Source organism: Pseudoalteromonas sp. CST2, assembly GCF_028599385.1.
Taxonomy (GTDB): Bacteria; Pseudomonadota; Gammaproteobacteria; order Enterobacterales; family Alteromonadaceae; genus Pseudoalteromonas; species Pseudoalteromonas atlantica.
Genome location: NZ_JAQREO010000003.1, coordinates 138052 through 156167, shown reverse-complemented (window position 1 = coordinate 156167; position 18116 = coordinate 138052). Strand labels below are relative to the sequence as shown.

16 protein-coding genes are annotated in these 18116 nt (G+C 38.5%); 9 read left to right on the top strand and 7 right to left on the bottom strand.

All coding sequences use genetic code 11. The features are described 5' to 3' along the window. Position 1: 1 nt before the first annotated feature. Positions 2-421: a MarR family winged helix-turn-helix transcriptional regulator gene (locus PSH41_RS05555; RefSeq protein WP_273588525.1), complete on the bottom strand. Its 420-nt coding sequence runs from the start codon at positions 419-421 to the stop codon at positions 2-4. Between the two features lie 123 nt (positions 422-544). Here PSH41_RS05555 and PSH41_RS05550 point away from each other — a divergent pair, with 123 nt between their 5' ends. The 3 genes from PSH41_RS05550 (at position 545) to PSH41_RS05540 (ending at position 3696) form a co-directional block, all read left to right on the top strand. After that, the gene (locus tag PSH41_RS05550; RefSeq protein WP_273588526.1) at positions 545-1288 is read left to right on the top strand and encodes a siderophore-interacting protein; all 744 of its coding nucleotides are present in this window, start codon (positions 545-547) and stop codon (positions 1286-1288) included. Positions 1289-1428: 140 nt separating this feature from the next. Further along, positions 1429-2418 (top strand): LLM class flavin-dependent oxidoreductase, encoded by a 990-nt coding sequence (locus PSH41_RS05545; RefSeq protein ID WP_004586324.1) that lies wholly within the window; start codon positions 1429-1431, stop codon positions 2416-2418. A 282-nt stretch (positions 2419-2700) separates the two neighbouring features. Further along, positions 2701-3696: a patatin-like phospholipase family protein gene (locus tag PSH41_RS05540; RefSeq protein ID WP_029772994.1), complete on the top strand. Its 996-nt coding sequence runs from the start codon at positions 2701-2703 to the stop codon at positions 3694-3696. A 67-nt stretch (positions 3697-3763) separates the two neighbouring features. Here the strand turns inward: PSH41_RS05540 and PSH41_RS05535 are convergent, their stop codons facing one another. The 3 genes from PSH41_RS05535 to PSH41_RS05525 form a co-directional block, all read right to left on the bottom strand. Further along, positions 3764-4627 (bottom strand): DMT family transporter, encoded by an 864-nt coding sequence (locus PSH41_RS05535; protein ID WP_273588527.1) that lies wholly within the window; start codon positions 4625-4627, stop codon positions 3764-3766. A 150-nt stretch (positions 4628-4777) separates the two neighbouring features. Then, positions 4778-5488, bottom strand: coding sequence for an AraC family transcriptional regulator (locus PSH41_RS05530; RefSeq protein WP_273588528.1), 711 nt, complete (start codon positions 5486-5488; stop codon positions 4778-4780). A gap of 74 nt (positions 5489-5562) precedes the next feature. Continuing rightward, positions 5563-5994 carry an Lrp/AsnC family transcriptional regulator gene (locus PSH41_RS05525; protein ID WP_004586320.1) on the bottom strand — a complete coding sequence of 144 codons (432 nt, stop codon included), beginning with the start codon at positions 5992-5994 and terminating at the stop codon, positions 5563-5565. A 167-nt stretch (positions 5995-6161) separates the two neighbouring features. Here PSH41_RS05525 and PSH41_RS05520 point away from each other — a divergent pair, with 167 nt between their 5' ends. The 4 genes from PSH41_RS05520 (at position 6162) to PSH41_RS05505 (ending at position 10844) form a co-directional block, all read left to right on the top strand. Beyond that, positions 6162-7244, top strand: a complete 1083-nt coding sequence (locus PSH41_RS05520) for an ornithine cyclodeaminase (protein WP_273588529.1) — start codon at positions 6162-6164, stop codon at positions 7242-7244. Next, entirely contained in the window at positions 7241-8152 is a 912-nt protein-coding gene (gene ctlX, locus PSH41_RS05515) for a citrulline utilization hydrolase CtlX (RefSeq protein WP_004586318.1), read from the top strand. The genes PSH41_RS05520 and ctlX overlap by 4 nt, the downstream gene beginning before the upstream one ends. A 126-nt stretch (positions 8153-8278) precedes the next feature. After that, entirely contained in the window at positions 8279-9685 is a 1407-nt protein-coding gene (locus PSH41_RS05510; protein ID WP_273588530.1) for an alanine/glycine:cation symporter family protein, read from the top strand. Positions 9686-9824: 139 nt separating this feature from the next. Continuing rightward, positions 9825-10844, top strand: coding sequence for a patatin-like phospholipase family protein (locus tag PSH41_RS05505; protein WP_273588531.1), 1020 nt, complete (start codon positions 9825-9827; stop codon positions 10842-10844). 328 nt (positions 10845-11172) lie between these two features. On the opposite strand, the gene PSH41_RS05500 is transcribed toward PSH41_RS05505, so the two are convergent. Together PSH41_RS05500 and PSH41_RS05495 are read right to left on the bottom strand one after the other, a co-directional pair. Next, the gene (locus PSH41_RS05500) at positions 11173-11571 is read right to left on the bottom strand and encodes a hypothetical protein (RefSeq protein WP_138684845.1); all 399 of its coding nucleotides are present in this window, start codon (positions 11569-11571) and stop codon (positions 11173-11175) included. Positions 11572-11738: 167 nt separating this feature from the next. Beyond that, on the bottom strand, positions 11739-12302 hold the full coding sequence (locus PSH41_RS05495) for a YSC84-related protein (RefSeq protein WP_055019010.1): 564 nt from the start codon (positions 12300-12302) through the stop codon (positions 11739-11741). A 137-nt stretch (positions 12303-12439) separates the two neighbouring features. Between PSH41_RS05495 and PSH41_RS05490 the strand changes: the two genes are divergently transcribed. After that, complete coding sequence (locus PSH41_RS05490; RefSeq protein WP_054981980.1) at positions 12440-13651, top strand: tyrosine-type recombinase/integrase; 1212 nt, start codon at positions 12440-12442, stop codon at positions 13649-13651. Then, positions 13651-14850 carry a cation:proton antiporter gene (locus PSH41_RS05485; RefSeq protein ID WP_273588532.1) on the top strand — a complete coding sequence of 400 codons (1200 nt, stop codon included), beginning with the start codon at positions 13651-13653 and terminating at the stop codon, positions 14848-14850. Before PSH41_RS05490 ends, PSH41_RS05485 begins: the two co-directional genes overlap by 1 nt. 142 nt (positions 14851-14992) lie before the next feature. Here PSH41_RS05485 and ydiJ read toward each other — a convergent pair whose 3' ends face one another. Further along, a complete protein-coding gene (gene ydiJ, locus PSH41_RS05480; RefSeq protein ID WP_273588533.1) occupies positions 14993-18040 on the bottom strand; it encodes a D-2-hydroxyglutarate dehydrogenase YdiJ in 3048 nt (1015 codons plus the stop codon). Between the last annotated feature and the right edge of the window lie 76 nt (positions 18041-18116).

Genomic DNA, 18116 nt, shown 5'->3' with positions numbered 1-18116 from the left:
ATCACGCCATGTTTTTGATCATTTGTTGCGCGGTATCTAAAAAGTCTTTGATTTGCTGCGGGTTTAAGTTTTTACACATTTGATCATTTATTTGCTGCTCAGAGGCTAATAACTTATCAAACAATGTATTGCCTTGTTCGGTGAGCGACAAAATAAAGCAACGTTTGTCGTGCTCACTTGCTTGCTTATTAATAAGATTTAAGGCAATAAGATCTTTAATTAAGCGGGCAATTTGGGCTTTGTCGCGCTGTGTTTTAGTCACAATGTCGTTAGCGGTACAGTTAGTTGTACTGGCAATAATGTGTATACAACGCACGTGCATAGCATTAATACCAAGGTCGCCTGCGTTAATAGCCTCGCGAATTGTTACGCGGTAATTTTGCATCAGCTCAAATAGGGTATTTGATAAAAGCGTGTTCATAAGCTCTCTAATGGTTGACAATATCAATTAGTTTGTTATAGTTGATTTTATCAACCAATGGGGCGTTGTGCAATGCTTGCTTTAAAAAGCAGTTAACTATTTTGTTAAACGAGGTGATTTTAAATGGGTAAACAAGTTCGCAAAGCTACGGTACTAAGTACTGAACAAATAACACCGCATTTACAGCGCATTGTTGTAGGCTCAAGTGAGTTTTCGGATTTAACGCAAGCGCATATTGGCAGCTATGTAAAAGTGCTTATTCCCCAAAATGGTAAAGTTGATTTTAATTTAAAAACCGCGTGCATGCGCTCTTACACAATAAGAGACGTTGATGATGCAACGGGCGCGTTAACACTCGACTTTGTAATAAACATGCACCAAGGTCCGGCTACGCACTGGGCTATGACTGCAAAAGTAGGTGACGAGGTTGGCATAGCGGGCCCAGGCCCTAAAAAGCTTGATAATTACCAGCATCCGCATTATGTATTACTAGGCGATTTAACCTCAGTTAATGCAATAAAAGGGTACATGCAGCAGTTACCCGCCAGCGCAAAAATTGACGCGTTTGTGCATGCCCCTACTGAGCAAGACATTATTGATTTAAACACGCAGCGCGATGTTAATTGGTTAATTACAGATACCCCAGATACCGATATGCTCAGCGCGCTTAACAATTTGCCACACACAAACGAGCCACCTATTGTATTTATGGCATTAGAGGCGGGGTTAGTACGTAAAGCAAAAACCTTACTTACCCAGGATTGTAATATACCGCGCAGTAATATAGTTTCTTCTGGCTATTGGAAAAAAGGCGTAGACTCAGAGGGTTATAAAAAAGAGCGCCAGCAAAGCCCTGAGCTTGCATGAATACCTTAGAGCAAAACAGCCTAACGCTATTTTGCTTTTATCCGTTACCTAACTTGAATTGAATAAATAGCAGACCCATTTAAGTGTTTTATGCTGATGATGAAGCCCATTGTTAGCATGCATTTTAAGGAGCTGCTATTTTGTTATCTTCCATTCCCTTTTCGTTATTAGAGCTTGCCCCCATGATCAAAGGGGACAGCGTTTCTCATACGCTCAATAAAACCACCAAATACGCCCAGCGCGCCGACCAATTAGGGTTTAATCGCTTTTGGCTAGCCGAGCATCACAATATGCCCGGTATAATTTGTGCTGCCACCTCAATATTAGTAGGTCACATTGCAGGTAAAACTCAGCGTATACGGGTTGGCTCTGGCGGAATAATGTTGCCGAACCATTCGCCCTTAGTTGTGGCTGAGCAATTTGGTACGTTAGAGAGTTTATACCCTGGACGAATAGATTTAGGCCTTGGCCGCGCCCCTGGTAGTGATCCAGTAACCAGCCGTGCACTAAATAATGATATGAGCCGCGCAGAAAACTTCCCGGGCGAGGTAACAGAGCTGCAAACATTATTAGGCCCATACAATGGCACACACCCTATACGTGCTATTCCGGGGGAGGACACAAACGTACCGCTTTGGTTATTAGGCTCAAGTTTGTTTAGCGCCCAATTGGCCGCGCAAAAAGGGTTGCCTTATGTATTTGCAGGGCACTTTGCACCGCGTTTTGTACACGATGCCATCGCACTATATAAGCGAGAATTTAAAGCCTCAAATGTACTCGATAAACCCTATGTGATGCTTGCCTTACCGCTGGTAGCAGCAGAGACCGATGAAGAAGCGCAGTACCTCTCTACCACCTCAAAACAACGCGTGCTTGAATTAATACGCGGCAAAGAGCTGTGGCTAAAGCCACCGGTAGAGAGTATGGAAGGTTTATGGAGTGAGCAAGAGCGCGCCCACGTAGAAAACTTTTTAAGCTTAAGCGTTGTTGGCGGGCATGTGAGTATAAAACATAAATTACAAATGATAGCGAAAGAGCTAGAAGTGGATGAGTTTATATTTACCAACGATGTCTACGACAGCGAAAAACGCCACCGAGCTCTAGAAATTTTAATGGAAATAAAGCATTAATTAAAAAAGGAAGTGTTTAGTTAAGCAAGCGTACACACAAGCCTTGCTACTATGTAGACATCATTAAAAGTGAATACAAACTTATTAACTTTAAGTGATGTCTGAACAAACGCTTTCGATAATTAAACATATTTAGGTTGCCAAGGATAAGGCCCATTTTGCATTATTTGTCGTTCTGTTTTTTCAATCAAACTGATTTAAACAATCAATTTTAAGACATCACTTTTATTTTTTATAATGTAGTTATTAATCAAACATCATTAAATTAAAGGAAGGTACACCGTGAACGCTCTAACAACCGCATCGGCTAATTCAGTTACTCATACAGCGCAGCCAAAAGTTGCTCTGATAGCTGAAGGTGGCGGACAACGAGGGATATTCACAGCCGGTGTATTAGATGCATGGTTAGAGCAAAACTATGACCCATTTGATTTATTTATTGGCACCTCTGCCGGCTCTCAAAATTTAACAAGCTATTTAGCGCGTCAAAAAGGTTACGCTAAACGCTTAATTAGAGGGCTTTCGCGTAACAAACGCTTTTTTCAATTAGGGCGTGGTTTAATGGGCAAGCACATTGTTGATTTAGACTGGTACTTTGAAAAAACCACCGAAGTAAACAGAGCCCTTGATTTTAAAACAGCAAAAACCAGCTTAGGCGAGCGAGAGCTGCTTATAACGGCAACCAATGCACGCGACAGAAAAGCCTATTACCTTTCACCTACAGGCGAGGGTAAGCAATGGCGAGATTTGTTAAAAGCATCGAGCGCGTTACCTTTTTTGTATAAACAAGGCGTTAAACTTACTCCTTGGTTAGGTACAAAAGCGGCAAACGAAGCGCATTTAGCTGCAGAGCAATCGAGTGAAGATTTTTATTTAGATGGCGGCTTAGCTGCGCCACTTCCTGTACGCGAAGCTTATAACCGTGGCGCACGAAAAATCGTGGTAATTAGAACCGTTGATGAGCATTTTCAGGCGCAAACTGCATGGGTTCAAAAGCTTAGAACATTTGCATGTGCATCAGGCTACTGCCCAAAAACACTTGATTACTTGATTCAACACGAGCAAGCATACCTAGACGAGCTAACGTTTATTGCCAACCCGCCTAGTGATGTAGAAATTATACAAATTTTTGCAGACGAAAAGCTGCACAGTAAATTATTAGGTAGCTCAAACGACGATTTACGCTTTGATCATAAGCTAGGTGTAAAAGCAGGCCGCGCTTATTTAAAAAGCCAAAACGCACGTATAGTAGATTACGCACACAGCTACGCTATGTAGCTGTGTATTAACGCTTAAACTTAAATTACTACTTAAGTTTAAGCGTTGGTAAAGTGCCGTGGCAAAATTAAAGCTCTGCTTTTTTTAAATTTATCGATGGCTTTTTATTGCTAATTACCGCGCCTATTAAAATAAGCGCTAAAGCAATAAACACTGCCCAACTAAAGGGAGCCTGCGAGGCGAGTATTAAAATAAAAGTAGAAAGCACCGGCGTTAAAAAACTTAACGAGGCTAATAGCGAGCGGTTACCAAATTTTAAACCATGATCCCATAAATAAAATGCACCACCCACTGGGCCTAACCCTAATAAAATAGCGCCTAGCCATTGTGAAACAGACAAACTAGTAACGGTTGTTTCAAAATAAAAATGTGCACAAAGGGCAAGCACAGCCACAATAAGTGAAAGCCAGCCTATGTCATCTACATGGCTATTAAATTGCGACATTAAATAAGAATAACTAGACCACAATACTGCGCAGCATCCTGCAAAAAAATACCCTAAGTAATACTCACTATTGATAGATAACCCACTGCCATCGGTAATTAAACTAAGCGTGCCTAAAAACCCCAGTAATCCGCCCAATATTGCTTTAAATTTAGACCCAGGGGTAGCCACAAATACACCCAGTAATAATGGCCAAAGGTACACAATTAAGCTTACCTCTATTAAAGGACCGTATTTTAAAGCCATAAAATAACAAAAGTGAAAACCAAATAAGCCAGTCACACCTATTAAAATTTGTTTTTTAGAAAGCTTTGGAGGGGTTAATAATGGCTGTTTTGTAGCAAAACGTTTTACTAATAAAATAATAAAAGAAAGTGCAAAGCACATAAAAAGTAACTGAAAAGCCGGGAGCGCTTTGGTTAAATTACCTAGTAATGCTAAAAGCCCCCACGAAAATATTGCTAAAAACCCTATGTGTGTTGCCATTAATTACCCTCCGTAAATACTAGGTACTGAGTGTATCAATATAGGCTTTTAAAAATATGCTAAAAAGACGGTGTTATTGTTTGCTCTGACGCTATTTAACCTACGCTCTGCTTGAGCTTGCTTTATTATCTCGTGTTTAGGTTATCTGTATTACTGCTTTGCAAACGCCTTAGGTGGCTGTCCAAAATATAAATTAAACCGACGGCTAAACGCAGAGGCATCGTTATAACCAATGCGCTCGCCTACTAAAGCAATCGGTAAGTCTGAATGGGTTAAAAGGGCGCGAGCGTGCTGCATTCGCAACATAGTTAAATATTGCAGCGCACTCATAGTGGTACTTTTTTTAAACACAGTTTTAAATTGTGTAACGCTTAAACAGGCTATATCGGCCAGCTCTTTTAACGTGTAGGGGTAGGCTAAATTTTGCTTAACAGTGGTTATTACATTATCTATTCGCTTATCAATATTACTGTCGCTGCTTTGCTCACAAAGTAATAAGTAAAATAAATCAAAAGTTGAATTAGTAAGCTTTTCACCGCTAACAACGAGCAGTTGCTGCTCTATAAACTGTAAGTAACTTAATAAACGGCTATCTATTGAGATTTTAGGGCATAAAAGGTTAATAAGGTTTTCAGGGAGCGCGTCTAAATCTGCCACAATAAAACGCGCGGCTTCATCGGCCGTAAAGGCATGCACTACGTTTTTCTCTATAACGATACAACTGCCCGTACTCACCGTTGTTTTATAGTCATTATTTAACGTTATAAAAATTTCCCCGTGTAGGGGTAAAACGAGTTGATGGTAATTGTGCTGGTGGCGCTTTATATCTTGCGAATAATACCGAATAGAAAGCTTATTCATTGCCTACTCCAATACCTAATACATAAACCGAGTATTGCCTAACATACTTTAAGTAAAACATGGCGTTAATAAACCTAAGTAGATGACAATAATATACTGGTTTCGCTATTTAAAATGCCTTCTATTTCGCGTACTTGCCTGAGTACGCCATCAAACTCACCTAAATTTGCCGCCTGTATTTCAGCCACTAAATCCCAAGCGCCATTGGTTGTATGTAACTTTGTTAGCTCTGGTATGCCGCGCATGGTTTTAATTACCTGCGATGTAGATTTACCCACCACTTCCACCATCATTATTGCTCTTACAGCTTCGGTTTCTATGTGTTCGTGTACACGCACCGTAAAGCCTAATATAGCGCCCGATGAGACTAAACGGTCTAAGCGGTTTTGCACTGTCCCGCGCGACACCTTTAAAACATCGGCTAGGGCTGAAATAGAAGCGCGGCCATCTTTTCGTAATTCGGCTATTAATGCGTTATCTAATGAGTCGTAAATGTAAGGGGTCATAAAACGCCTTGGGTTATGTGTTTATTACAAATTACTAAATTTGTACTTTATTGCATAGCAATTTGCTAAAAAATACTATTATTTGTATAAACTTTTGGCATTTTAAGTAACACCTCTGGCCTATAAACTTATTTCAATTAATTTATTTAGTCATTAAAGAGGTATTTATGAGTCATTTTATCGCACAACCTAAACAAGGTGTTCCATTCGTTAGCGTACAGGCAATGGCCAAACTTATAAATAAAGTCGGAATAGAAAACGTATTGCTTGAGCTTACTCAAAGATTAGAACACGACTTTGCTCGCTGGGACGAATTTGATAAATCGCCACGTTATGCGGCGCACTCTCCTGATGGCGTAATAGAGCTTATGCCCGTAAGCGACGGTAAAATGTTTAGCTGTAAATATGTAAATGGTCATCCAAAAAACACCTTTAAGGAACTTCAAACCGTGGCCGCATTTGGTATTTTGTCGGATGTTGATAGCGGCTATCCGGTCATGATCAGCGAAATGTGCTTACTAACAGCCTTACGCACTGCGGCTACATCGGCGCTTGTAGCAAAGTATTTAGCGCCTAAGCACTCAACAACACTTACATTAATTGGTAATGGTGCACAGTCTGAGTTTCAGGCATTAGCTTTTAAAGCCGTATTAGGCATTACTCACATTCGTTTATACGATATTGATAAAAACGCCTCACAAAAAGCCTACAACAACTTAAGTGGTTACGGCTTAAATGTAACTCTATGCAATAGCGCAGAAGAGGCCGTACAAGGCGCGCACATTATTACCACCTGCACAGCCGATAAAAAAAATGCCACTATTTTAACCAGCGATATGATCCCCCAAGGCGTGCATTTAAATGCCATTGGTGGCGATTGCCCTGGTAAAACAGAGCTTGATTCACAATTATTAACGCGCGCAAATGTGTTTGTAGAGTACGAGCCGCAAACCAGAATAGAGGGCGAAATACAGCAAATGAGCGAAACCTTTGCCGTAACAGAGTTTCATAAAGTAATTAATAAACAAACACCTGGGCGTACAAGTAACAACGAGCTTACTATTTTTGATGGGGTAGGCTTTGCAAGCGAAGACTTTACCGCGCTGGTGTATATTAAAGATGCGCTGGTGGCTGCGGGTGAGTTTGAACTACTTGATTTAATTACACAACAAGCCGATCCACGTAATTTATTTTCGGTACTTAATAGTACACAAACATCTAAAACACATAAGCAAGAGCAAGTCGCATGAGCCACATAAAGCAAGCACCGACAGCGGTGGTGATGGTGCGCCCGCATCACTTTACATCTAACCCACAAACCATGTTAGACAACACGTTTCAAAGTACCTGTAACTCACAAAATCAGAGTCAGCTTGCCTTTGACGAAGTCACTAATGCGGTTAAATTATTACAAAACGAGGGCGTAACGGTTCATCTTTTTGAAGACGAACATACACACACGCCCGACTCTGTATTTCCAAATAATTGGTTTTCTACCCATCAAAGTGGCGAGCTAGTTATGTACCCAATGTACGCAGAAAACAGAAGGTTAGAATATCGAAAAGATATTATTGATTTTTTGACTAATCACTATAAAGTGTTGTCTGTGACTGATTATTCATTTTTAGCGAAAGAAAATGCATTTTTAGAAGGCACAGGATCGCTTGTTATTGACCACCCCCATAAGCTTGCTTATGCAGTAGAATCTAAGCGCACTACTAAAACCGTGGTTAATACAGTGTGCGAGCAATTAAAGCTAAAACCTGTTGTATTTAACGCCTACGATGAGCAAGGCACTGCGGTTTATCATACTAATGTATTAATGTGTGTAGCCACAGAGTTTGCCATGATCAGCTTAAATATGGTGCCAAATAGTCAGCACAAACAATTAACTAGCCATTTTATACAAAGCCATTTAGAAGTAATAAACTTATCTAATGAGCAAATAAGTAGCTTTTGCGGCAACGCAATAGAGTTACAAGGTACAAATGGTCGTATTTTAGCACTCTCACAAACGGCGTTTAATGCACTTACAACCGAGCAAAAAGCAGCAATACAAAAAACAGCTAAACTTGTTCCGTTACCTATACCAACCATAGAGTCGGCGGGAGGTTCGGTTAGATGCATGATTGCTGGCATACACCTGCAAAGTAAATAACCTACCACTAAGTCAACATACTAAGGCAGCTTAGCTGCCTTAATCTATGGCTAACATGCATTATTAAATGCCAATTACTCAACTACGCGCTGAGTAAAAACATAATAAATACAAAAGGATTAGCCCATGTTCGATACCGTAGTAAAAAGTGTAAATGGCCTATTATGGGGAGAAGGCCAAATACTAATCTACATACTACTGTTTGCAGGTATTTGGTTTTCGGTACGTTTAAAAGCAATTCAAATAGTAAAATTTAAACACATGTTTAGCCTGTTAAAAGGCAGTAGCAAGTGTAAAAAAGACGACATTTCATCATTTCAAGCATTGTGTACTGGCCTGTGTGCCCGGGTAGGTACAGGTAATTTAGCCGGGGTCGCTGTTGCAATTTCACTAGGCGGAAGCGGCGCCATATTTTGGATGTGGGTTATAGCCATACTAGGCATGGCAACCGGCTTTGCCGAAAGTGTATTAGGGCAAGTGTATAAAGTACGCGATAGTAGTGGCGAATTTAGAGGCGGCCCCGCCTATTATATTCAACAAGGTTTGGGCAGCCGTGCCTTTGCTATTGTGTTTGCCGCGTGTTTATTTTTAGGTTATGGCTTTACTTTTAGTGCTATGCAAACCAATACCATAACCGACGCCCTTAACTATGCTTTTCAAGTACCTACCTTTTATTCTGGATTAGTTATTACCGTATTAGCAGGCTCAATTATATTAGGTGGCTTTAAAGCCATTGCCCGCTTTGCCGAGCGAGTAGTGCCACTAATGGGCATATTATTTGTAGCCGCGGCGGTTATTATTACGATTATGAATTTACCGCAAGTGCCTGCCATGCTTAAAGATGTGTTTTTATCAGCGTTTGGTTTACAAGAAGCCGGCGCAGGAGCAATGGGCGCTGCCATTAAAAACGGTATACAACGCGGATTATATTCTAACGAAGCCGGCGCAGGTAGTGTGCCGCATGCTGCAGCAAGCGCAAGCCCAATGCCTAATCACCCAGTTACACAAGGGTATATACAAATGCTTGGCGTTTTTTTCGATACAATTGTACTTTGTAGCTGTACCGCGGTAGTTATTTTATTAGCCGATGTAGATATAAGCGGCGAAATGGAAGGCATACGTTTAACCCAAAGCGCCATGACCGCACATTTAGCACAAGGTGGTGTGTATTTTGTTGCGGCAGCCATAACCTTATTTGCTTTTACCTCGGTAGTGGCCAACTATGCTTATGCCGAAAGTAACCTGCATTTATTTAAGCTCGATAACAAAGTAGGGCGCACAATTTATACATTACTTTATTTATCAATGATGCTGTGGGGCGCATCGGCATCTCTAAAAGAAGTCTGGGATTTAGCCGATATAGCATTAGGGTTAATGACAGTGGTTAACGTAATCGCTATTATATTGCTCACACCGACTATTTTGTCTGTTAATTGCGACTACAACACACAAAGAGAAAAAGGCATAGAGCCCGAATTTAAAGTAAAAGACGTAAAAGTACAGGGTAAATGCGAAAGCGGCATTTGGGATTGATTCCCGTATTTTAAGCAATTTTAACGATAAAAAGCGGTTTTATGGCAACATAAAATCGCTTTTTAATTTTGCATAATTATTCAAAATTAGATTGTGTGAACAGCACTAAAATATAAGAATAACAAGGTAAATTGATTTAATGATCGACATTCACGCAGGTAAAACCGCAGCAAAAATTATTAATGAACAGGGCTTTAAACCCGAGTTATTTACCTCTTTTTTAGGGGCAAGTGGCGGGCCTAAATGGTTTACATTATTTGGCTTAGACAAATATATTTTTGGTGAATTTTTTAAAAACCGAACCCAACCACTTAACTTAATTGGTTCATCTGCTGGCGCATTTCGATCAGCCTGTTTTGCACAAAACGACCCCGTTGCTGCCATTGAGCGTTTAGCAAAATCGTATTCGCAAACGCGCTATTCTAGTAATAAACCAACACCTGCTGAAATTACATTAAAAGCCCGCGCATTATTAGATGATGTATTTGGGGATCATGGCGTAACCGAAATCTTAAATAATCCTATTTTTAAAGCGCATTTTATAGTGGCAAAATCGAATGGCTTTATTGCGAGTGAAAATAAATTAATACAGCTTTTAGGTTTATCAAAAAGCTATATGCTTAATCGGGTTAACCGAAAATTATTAGGCTCGCAGTACGAGAGATTTATTTTTGGCGCGCCAGACAGCAATTTATCAATAACCGACAGTTATAATTTTAAAACCCAAAACATACCACTTAGCCAAACAAATTTAAAAGATGCCTTACTCGCATCGGGCTCTATACCCCTTGTTATGCAAGGCATAAAAAATATTGCAGGTTCGCCACCCGGCATTTATCGCGATGGCGGAATAATTGACTACCACTTTGATTTAAAAATTAATAACCCAGGCTTAATTTTATATCCCCATTTTAATAGCGAGCCAAAAGCAGGGTGGTTTGATAAAAATTTAAAACGTAAAGTAGCACCACAAAATTACGATAACGTGGTGATGATCTCCCCATCAAAAGAATTTATAGCCGGCTTACCTTACGGAAAAATTCCAGACAGAAATGACTTTACCGATCTTGATGCAGACACACGTATTAAATATTGGAATACCGTTTTTAGTGAAACTGAAAAGTTGGCTGAAGCATTTGATAAGAAAATGGTTAAATAAATGTATGCCTTAGAAATAACAATAAGTTAGGAGTGTTTGAAAGTAAAGGCAGATTCGATAGGGAAATAAATCCAATCTAATAAATAAAATTTTATAAAATAATCATTTTCAAAAAATAGTTTGAGCTTAATTTCATTGCTAATGTATTGCTCCACTAATATAGATAAGCGTCATAAGATATGGTGTAATTTTTAATTAAAAAAGCTAATTATTAGTACCTAAATAACTAGCTTTATTATTTATATAACGATTTTGTGAAATAAAATTTCACGGTTTCATTTCTATGAAAAAATTTTTAGTATCGACTAATTCTTACCTATAAAAAATTTTATTCACTAAAATTTTTATCAAGTTTATTAACTAGAGAGCGAAAGTCATTAGTTAGAATTTCCTCTGAATTTGGAACTAAAACTATTGCTTGTGAAAAATATTTATCTTTAAGTAGTTCATCACCATTTTTTTCATGTAATAGTCCAATTCGGAAGTAAGTTAAAGCAAGGTTTAAGTTTGTTCCTTCAATTGAAAGTTCATCTGGGCCAATATACTTTAATAAACGAGCTAGTGAGTTTAATGCATATAAACCGGTGGCAGTATCATTAAACAAATAAGCTTTATGGGCTTCATTGATTTCATTTTTTAAATATGAAGATGTTGAACTATTTGCAAACGCATTACTTATGGATAGGGTGAAAAATATGAAAAACATCAATATTTTGAAAGTAGTCACTTTTTATTCCTTTAAATAATTAACAGTATTAAAAATATACAACGTTGTAAAAGAATTTACAACTTATCAATCATGGCTCATAAATTACGTTATGTTAAATTGACTGGTTTATAAGAAAGCGAGCGTGATTATACAAACCAGCCCGCTTTTAGGAGAGTAATTAGGTGTTAATTTAGCTCAGAATCTACCCAAAATTTAGTGCCTTTTAGTACTGCTTGAAGTGCAAGGCCATTTTCGGTTAAAGAATATACGGTAACTTGGTCGGCAATGGCTTCTGCAACCAGTGCTCCACCTTTATCTTCGTATTTTGCTGCTGCATCTGCGTTTCCGCCGAAGGCCCAACCGTGTTCAATAAATCTATTTACTGCCGCTTGGTTATGAAAAACCATAACAACGTTAAAATCTTTAACGCCTAAACCAAGCCCTAAACCGGCTTCACCCATATTCATGTAGGTTGATTTACCCGTTAAGTTATTTTTTACTACACCGTACCCGCCACCAAAACTAGCTAAAACGACATTTACGTTTGCGTTATCAAATACGGCGTAACCGGCAGAATTGGCAATTTGTTTTTTAACATCGGGTTTTTGTGCATATAATTTGTCGAGGGTATTGTTTTTCATGCTTTGTACTAAAGCGCGCTTTTCGCTAGGCGAAGCACTACCTGTAGTAGCGCAACCTGTTAGTAATACACTTATTGTAAGTAGGCCTAACACTATAAATTTTTTCATAAAACTTTCCTTAATAAGATTTATACCAATACACAACTATGTATAAATAAATACACTTTCACTATGTCCAATACTAGACAGTATCGGACTTTAACGTTAAGCTGTAAGTCTATTATTTTATTGAATATTTATACATTATGCTTGTCGCTTTAGTTGATACGTTAAAACAATTAAGATACCAAATTGCTCATCTTGACGACGGTACTCTAAACTCAGAATACCCAGAACTTGCATCCTTTATACAGCAAGTTGGCTTGACTGTAACTGAATCAAAGGACGATCTTAAATTTTTATACCAATTTTTATATGTGTACGGCCGAAAATCTGAGGCAACATTTAATCGTTTTCGTAATGAGCTTGAACGATTTTATTTGTGGTCTTGGCTAATTGCCGAAAAATCTGTATTTAGTTTAAAGCGCGAAGACATTGAAGCGTATGTTGATTTTATGGCTGAGCCAGATAAAAAATGGGCATCAACTTCGGTGCAATGGCGTTACAAAGATGAACAAGGCATTCGTCGATTAAATCAAAATTGGCGCCCTTTTATATTAAAAGAGTCAATTGCGAGCCAGCAAACATTAGCGGCTATGTTTACTGCGCTAAATGTATTTTATAAGTTTTCTATTTTAGAAGAAAAAACGTTTGCTAACTTTGTGCCTGTAGTGAAAAAAAATAGCCCCTATTTAGTAGTTCAATCTCAAATTCAGATCCCAGACACCTTAAGTGACATACAATGGGAATATGTATTTGGCGTAACACGTGATTTATGTGAAAAAAAACCAGAGCTTGAACGTAACCTGTTTACGCTCGCGTGTTTAAAAGGGCTATATTTACGTATATCAGAATTATCAGAGCGCCCGCAGTGGTCGCCAGTTATGTCACACTTTTGGCAAGATAATGACGGCTTTTGGTTTTTACGTATTATGGGCAAAGGTAATAAGCTGCGAGATGTTACGTTAAGTGATGATTTTGTTGAGTATTTAAAACGTTACCGATTATACAGAGGGTTACCCGCCCTACCACGCGTTGATGAATCTGAGCCATTAGTGCATAAAATTCGTGGCCAAGGTGGAATGACCGTTAGGCAAATTAGACGTTTAGTGCAGCAAAGTTTTGATTTAGCTCAGCAATCGTTACTTGATGACGGGTTTAAAGATGATGCAGAACAACTTGAAGCGGCCACTGCCCATTGGCTTCGTCACACGGGTGCAACACATGATGCGCAAACTCGCCCGCTAAAACATTTATCGGAAGATTTAGGCCATTCTAAAATTGCGACAACCGATCAAATTTACATTCAAACAAATATTAAAGAGCGAGCAAAATCAGGCGTTAAAAGGAAAATTTAATGGAATACTTAGTAATAGCATTTATTGGTTTTTTATTTTTAGTTTATTCAATTTCAATAAGGCAGTTAGAGCGCACAGAAATAACAGGCCCTATGTTTTTTGTTATTGGCGGCATGTTTTTGGCGTTTTTACTTCCTAATGAAGGCGAAAAATTAAAAACAGGAATAGATTATTTATTACCACTGATAGAGCTAACGCTAAGTATATTTTTATTTTCTGATGCGGCTAAATCTAAGTTAGGTGTATTGAGGCATAGTTTTCAATACCCTAGCCTATTACTATTTGTTGCCCTACCCTTAACTTTATTGTGCGGTATTGGTGTTAGCTTATTTTTATTTGCTGAGTTGTCGTTAATTCAATCGGCACTGCTGGCAATTATACTTACACCAACCGATGCCGCTTTGAGTAAAGGGTTATTGCAAAGTACACAAGTGCCCGAAAAAATTAGAGAAGGTATAAATACCGAAAGTGGATTAAACGATGGCTTATGTGTACCCGTATTTTTAATATTTATTTTATTAGCTAAAAACCCTGACTCTGCTATTACTGCTTCACATACATTAGGTGTGTTTTCAAGAGAGCTTGGCTTAGCATTATTGATTGCTGGTCTTTCTATAGCGATATTTATACCGGCTTTAAATTTTGCAATGCAGCGCCATTACTTTGCAAAAAGCACCAGCCCATTTTTACTTTTAGGTTTTGCGATGGCGGTGTTTTCTATCACACAATATTTTCATGGCAGCGGGTTTATAGCGGTGTTTATTGCGGGTTTGTTATTTGATAAATTTTCTAAAACTGATATTCGCGCTGAGCTAATAGAGGATTCAGAGCACATTGCTGATTTTACATCGTTAATGATTTGGTGTTTATTTGGATTTGTTTGTGCGTATTTAGTAATCCCCAAATTAAATACTAATATAATTGTGTATGCCTTACTAAGCACTACATTAATTAGAATAATTCCGGTTATGTTATCGTTGCAATTTACAGCACTTAATTGGAAGGAACGTTTTACTTTTGCATGGTTTGGGCCACGTGGTTTGGCATCTATTGTTTTTACTTTAATGGTAATAGACACGCAAATAGAAAATAAATACGATATTGCCACTATTGCAATGACCACTATTTTATTTAGCGTATTTATACACGGTATAAGTACAAAGCCAATTGCAGATAGCTTCGTTAAAAAATCTAAATAGCGTTTATAAAAATTAACGAGTTTATTGTTTTACTATGAACACGACTTTTAGCCTTAAAATAGATCACTTGATGAAGCAAATTTGTATTAATAAAAAGGCGTAACTTATTTTTAAGTTACGCCTTTTCTATTTTTAACTTTTACTAGCTAAGTACCTGTGCGAGCAATTCTATTGGGTGCTTTGGTTTAAATTGCTCAAAGCGTTTTACTTGGCTGCGGCACGAAAAACCGGTAGATAAAAGTTGCTCTGGTATATTTTTATCTACTATTGGTTTCCAACTCATTTCGTACAGTGCACGGGAATTTTCTTGGTTTTGTGCTTCATGGCCATAAGTACCGGCCATGCCACAACACCCGGTATTGGTTGTATTTAGGGTTAAACCAATATCAGTAAAAATTGTTTTCCATACACTTGCCGCTTTTGGTAAAGCGGTTGTTTCTGTACAGTGGCTCAGTAATGTAAATTCAGTATCAGTTTTTTGTTTAGCCGATAGAGATTTAAACGATTGAGTTTGTAACCATTCATGGGCAAGTTGAACATGAAACTCGCCGCGATTATTTTCTAAAATGGTTTTGTATTCATCGCGATAACACATAACTAACGATGCATCTAAACCAACCAAAGGCGAATTAATATCAGCGAGTTTATTTAAAAACTCTGCGCAATTTTTTGCGGTTACTTTAAACTCATGCAAAAACCCTTTTACGTGTTGGGCTTTACCATTAGGTTTAAACGGTAATAGCATCGGCTTTTTACCCAGCGCGGTGATAAGTGTTATAAAACTTTGCACTAACTCGGCTTCGTAAAAGCTGGTAAACGGGTCTTGCACTATTAGCACATAGTCATTTTGTTCATCACTTGAAAGTGAATTTAATAATTCAAAATCAAATTTATGTGCTTTTGCTACGCGTTTTTCAAGTGAAGGCACACTTAATTGGGGTGTATCTACATACCCTACTGTTTTTTTAATTAAACTACTTACTAAGTTTGTTTTAACAATTGGGTTGATCACACGTGCAAATTTAGACATTACAGGCGCCGAACTTTCTATGTTTGCGACTAAATAATCTTTAAGTGGGCGCGCGTAATAACTGTGATAATAATTTAAAAAGCGTGCTCTAAAAGTAGGTACATCCACTTTTATTGGGCAAGATGTTGTACACGCTTTACACGCTAAACATTCATCCATTGACTCTTTTACTTCGTGAGAAAAATCGTAAACACCTTTATTTTTTTCACGGCTATGAACAAAACGCTCCCACCAGGTAATAACTTCGCCTTTGTTAAGCTCTTTTTCTACTTCGAGCAAATCTACATTTTTAGACTCTTGAAGTCGTAACCATTCTCGCATTAATGTTGCGCGGCCTTTTGGCGAATGCTTGCGATCGCCGGTTACTTTATATGAAGGACACATGGGAGAATTTTCGTCGTAGTTAAAACAAATGCCGTTACCATTACAGGTCATTGCATTGTTAAAACTTGTTTTTACATCGATAGAAATTTGCTTATCGAAGTACGAACGTTTTTGCCCATCTACACTAACTAGTGAGTCCTCACTTTCTATGGGAGTGCATATTTTCCCAGGGTTTATTCTGTTATTAGGGTCGAACGCTGTTTTTATTTTACGTAGTTGTTTAAATAAATGCTCGCCAAAAAACTCAGGGCCGTATTCACTTCGGTAACCTTTACCATGTTCGCCCCACATTAAGCCGCCGTATTTAGCGGTGAGTTTTACAACTTCGTCTGAAATTTTACGAAGCAGTTTTTCTTGTTCTGGGTCGCACATATCTAGCGCCGGGCGTACATGTAAAACACCCGCATCAACATGGCCGAACATACCGTATTGTAAATTATGGCTATCGAGTAATGCTCTAAATTCTACAATGTAGTCGGCTAAGTTTTCTGGCGGTACGGCTGTATCTTCAGCAAAGGCCAATGGCTTTTGGCTGCCTTTAACATTACCGAGTAACCCGACAGATTTTTTACGCATTGCATAAATTTTTAAAATGTCACTTTTACTGCTGGTTAATTGATAGCCAATAACACCATTGGTTTGATTGGCTACGCACTCGTCCAATAATGTGCAAAGTGTGTTTACTTTGTCTTTTATATCTTCAGGTGATACTGCATTAAACTCAACCATGTTGAGTCCTTGCATATCTTTATTTGGTACATCGGTTATTAAGTCCGATACTGAATGCCAAATAATATCTTCGCGAGCCAGGTTTAATACTTTGCTATCGACTGTTTCTACCGATGTTGCACGCGCATCAACTAAAAAGGGAGAGTGGCGAAGTGCCGAATCAAAACTGTCGTATTTAATATTTATCAGTGTTTTAAATTTGGCTATGGGAGTTAAGTTTAATTTAGCTTCAGTAACTATACCTAGTGAGCCTTCTGATCCGGTAATTAGCCTACTCATATCAAAAGTTTGTAAGTCATCACTTAGCACATGCTCTAGGTCGTAGCCGGTTAAAAAGCGATTTAAGCGAGGAAACTTATCTAAAATAGCTTGGCGCTCATTTAAAGAAATTTCCAATACTGTTTTGTATAGGCTACCGATTAATGATTCTTGCTCGGCTATTACTTTGGCTTTTTCTATGTCTATTGGTGATGTCACCATTGGGCTGCCATCGACTAAATAGGTAGTAAGTCCTAAAACATGGTCGCTGGTTTTACCGTACACTAATGAACCTTGACCTGATGCATCAGTACTGATCATTCCGCCAATGGTTGCTCGGTTACTGGTTGATAAGTCGGGTGAGAAGAAAAAGCCGTACGGTTTTAAAAAGTCGTTTAATTGATCTTTAATTACACCTGTTTGTACTCTAACCCAACCTTCTTCAACGTTAATTTCGAGTATTTCGCGCATGTAGCGAGACAAATCAACCACTATTCCTGGTGTGAGTGATTGCCCATTAGTACCTGTACCACCACCACGAGGGCCAAAAGTAAGCGATAAAAATGGGTCGCGAGATGCTGTTTGCAATGCCAGTTGAATGTCTTTTTCGGTTTTTGGAAAAATAACACCTTGTGGGATTTGCTGATAAATACTGTTATCGGTAGAGGCGGTTAAACGCGTTGCATAGCTTGCATCGGTGTCTCCACTAAACCCTTGATTTTTAAGTGTACTTAAGTAGTTTGCGACAAGCTCGGTCGCTGCATCTTGCTGTGTAATTGTGGCTATCATGACGGCGATAATTTAAGGCATTTGTGTAATTATATCATGGTGATGGCTAATAGAAATTGAAGATTTTACAGTTTGT

What these genes read in the sequence shown, in the direction of transcription:
- ctlX (WP_004586318.1), top strand. Translation starts at nt 7,241, where the DNA reads ATGAGCCACATAAAGCAAGCACCGACAGCGGTGGTGATGGTGCGCCCG.
- PSH41_RS05525 (WP_004586320.1), bottom strand. Translation starts at nt 5,994, where the DNA reads ATGACCCCTTACATTTACGACTCATTAGATAACGCATTAATAGCCGAA.
- PSH41_RS05555 (WP_273588525.1), bottom strand. Translation starts at nt 421, where the DNA reads ATGAACACGCTTTTATCAAATACCCTATTTGAGCTGATGCAAAATTAC.
- PSH41_RS05505 (WP_273588531.1), top strand. Translation starts at nt 9,825, where the DNA reads ATGATCGACATTCACGCAGGTAAAACCGCAGCAAAAATTATTAATGAA.
- PSH41_RS05510 (WP_273588530.1), top strand. Translation starts at nt 8,279, where the DNA reads ATGTTCGATACCGTAGTAAAAAGTGTAAATGGCCTATTATGGGGAGAA.
- PSH41_RS05530 (WP_273588528.1), bottom strand. Translation starts at nt 5,488, where the DNA reads ATGAATAAGCTTTCTATTCGGTATTATTCGCAAGATATAAAGCGCCAC.
- PSH41_RS05485 (WP_273588532.1), top strand. Translation starts at nt 13,651, where the DNA reads ATGGAATACTTAGTAATAGCATTTATTGGTTTTTTATTTTTAGTTTAT.
- ydiJ (WP_273588533.1), bottom strand. Translation starts at nt 18,040, where the DNA reads ATGATAGCCACAATTACACAGCAAGATGCAGCGACCGAGCTTGTCGCA.
- PSH41_RS05490 (WP_054981980.1), top strand. Translation starts at nt 12,440, where the DNA reads ATGCTTGTCGCTTTAGTTGATACGTTAAAACAATTAAGATACCAAATT.
- PSH41_RS05550 (WP_273588526.1), top strand. Translation starts at nt 545, where the DNA reads ATGGGTAAACAAGTTCGCAAAGCTACGGTACTAAGTACTGAACAAATA.
- PSH41_RS05535 (WP_273588527.1), bottom strand. Translation starts at nt 4,627, where the DNA reads ATGGCAACACACATAGGGTTTTTAGCAATATTTTCGTGGGGGCTTTTA.
- PSH41_RS05495 (WP_055019010.1), bottom strand. Translation starts at nt 12,302, where the DNA reads ATGAAAAAATTTATAGTGTTAGGCCTACTTACAATAAGTGTATTACTA.
- PSH41_RS05520 (WP_273588529.1), top strand. Translation starts at nt 6,162, where the DNA reads ATGAGTCATTTTATCGCACAACCTAAACAAGGTGTTCCATTCGTTAGC.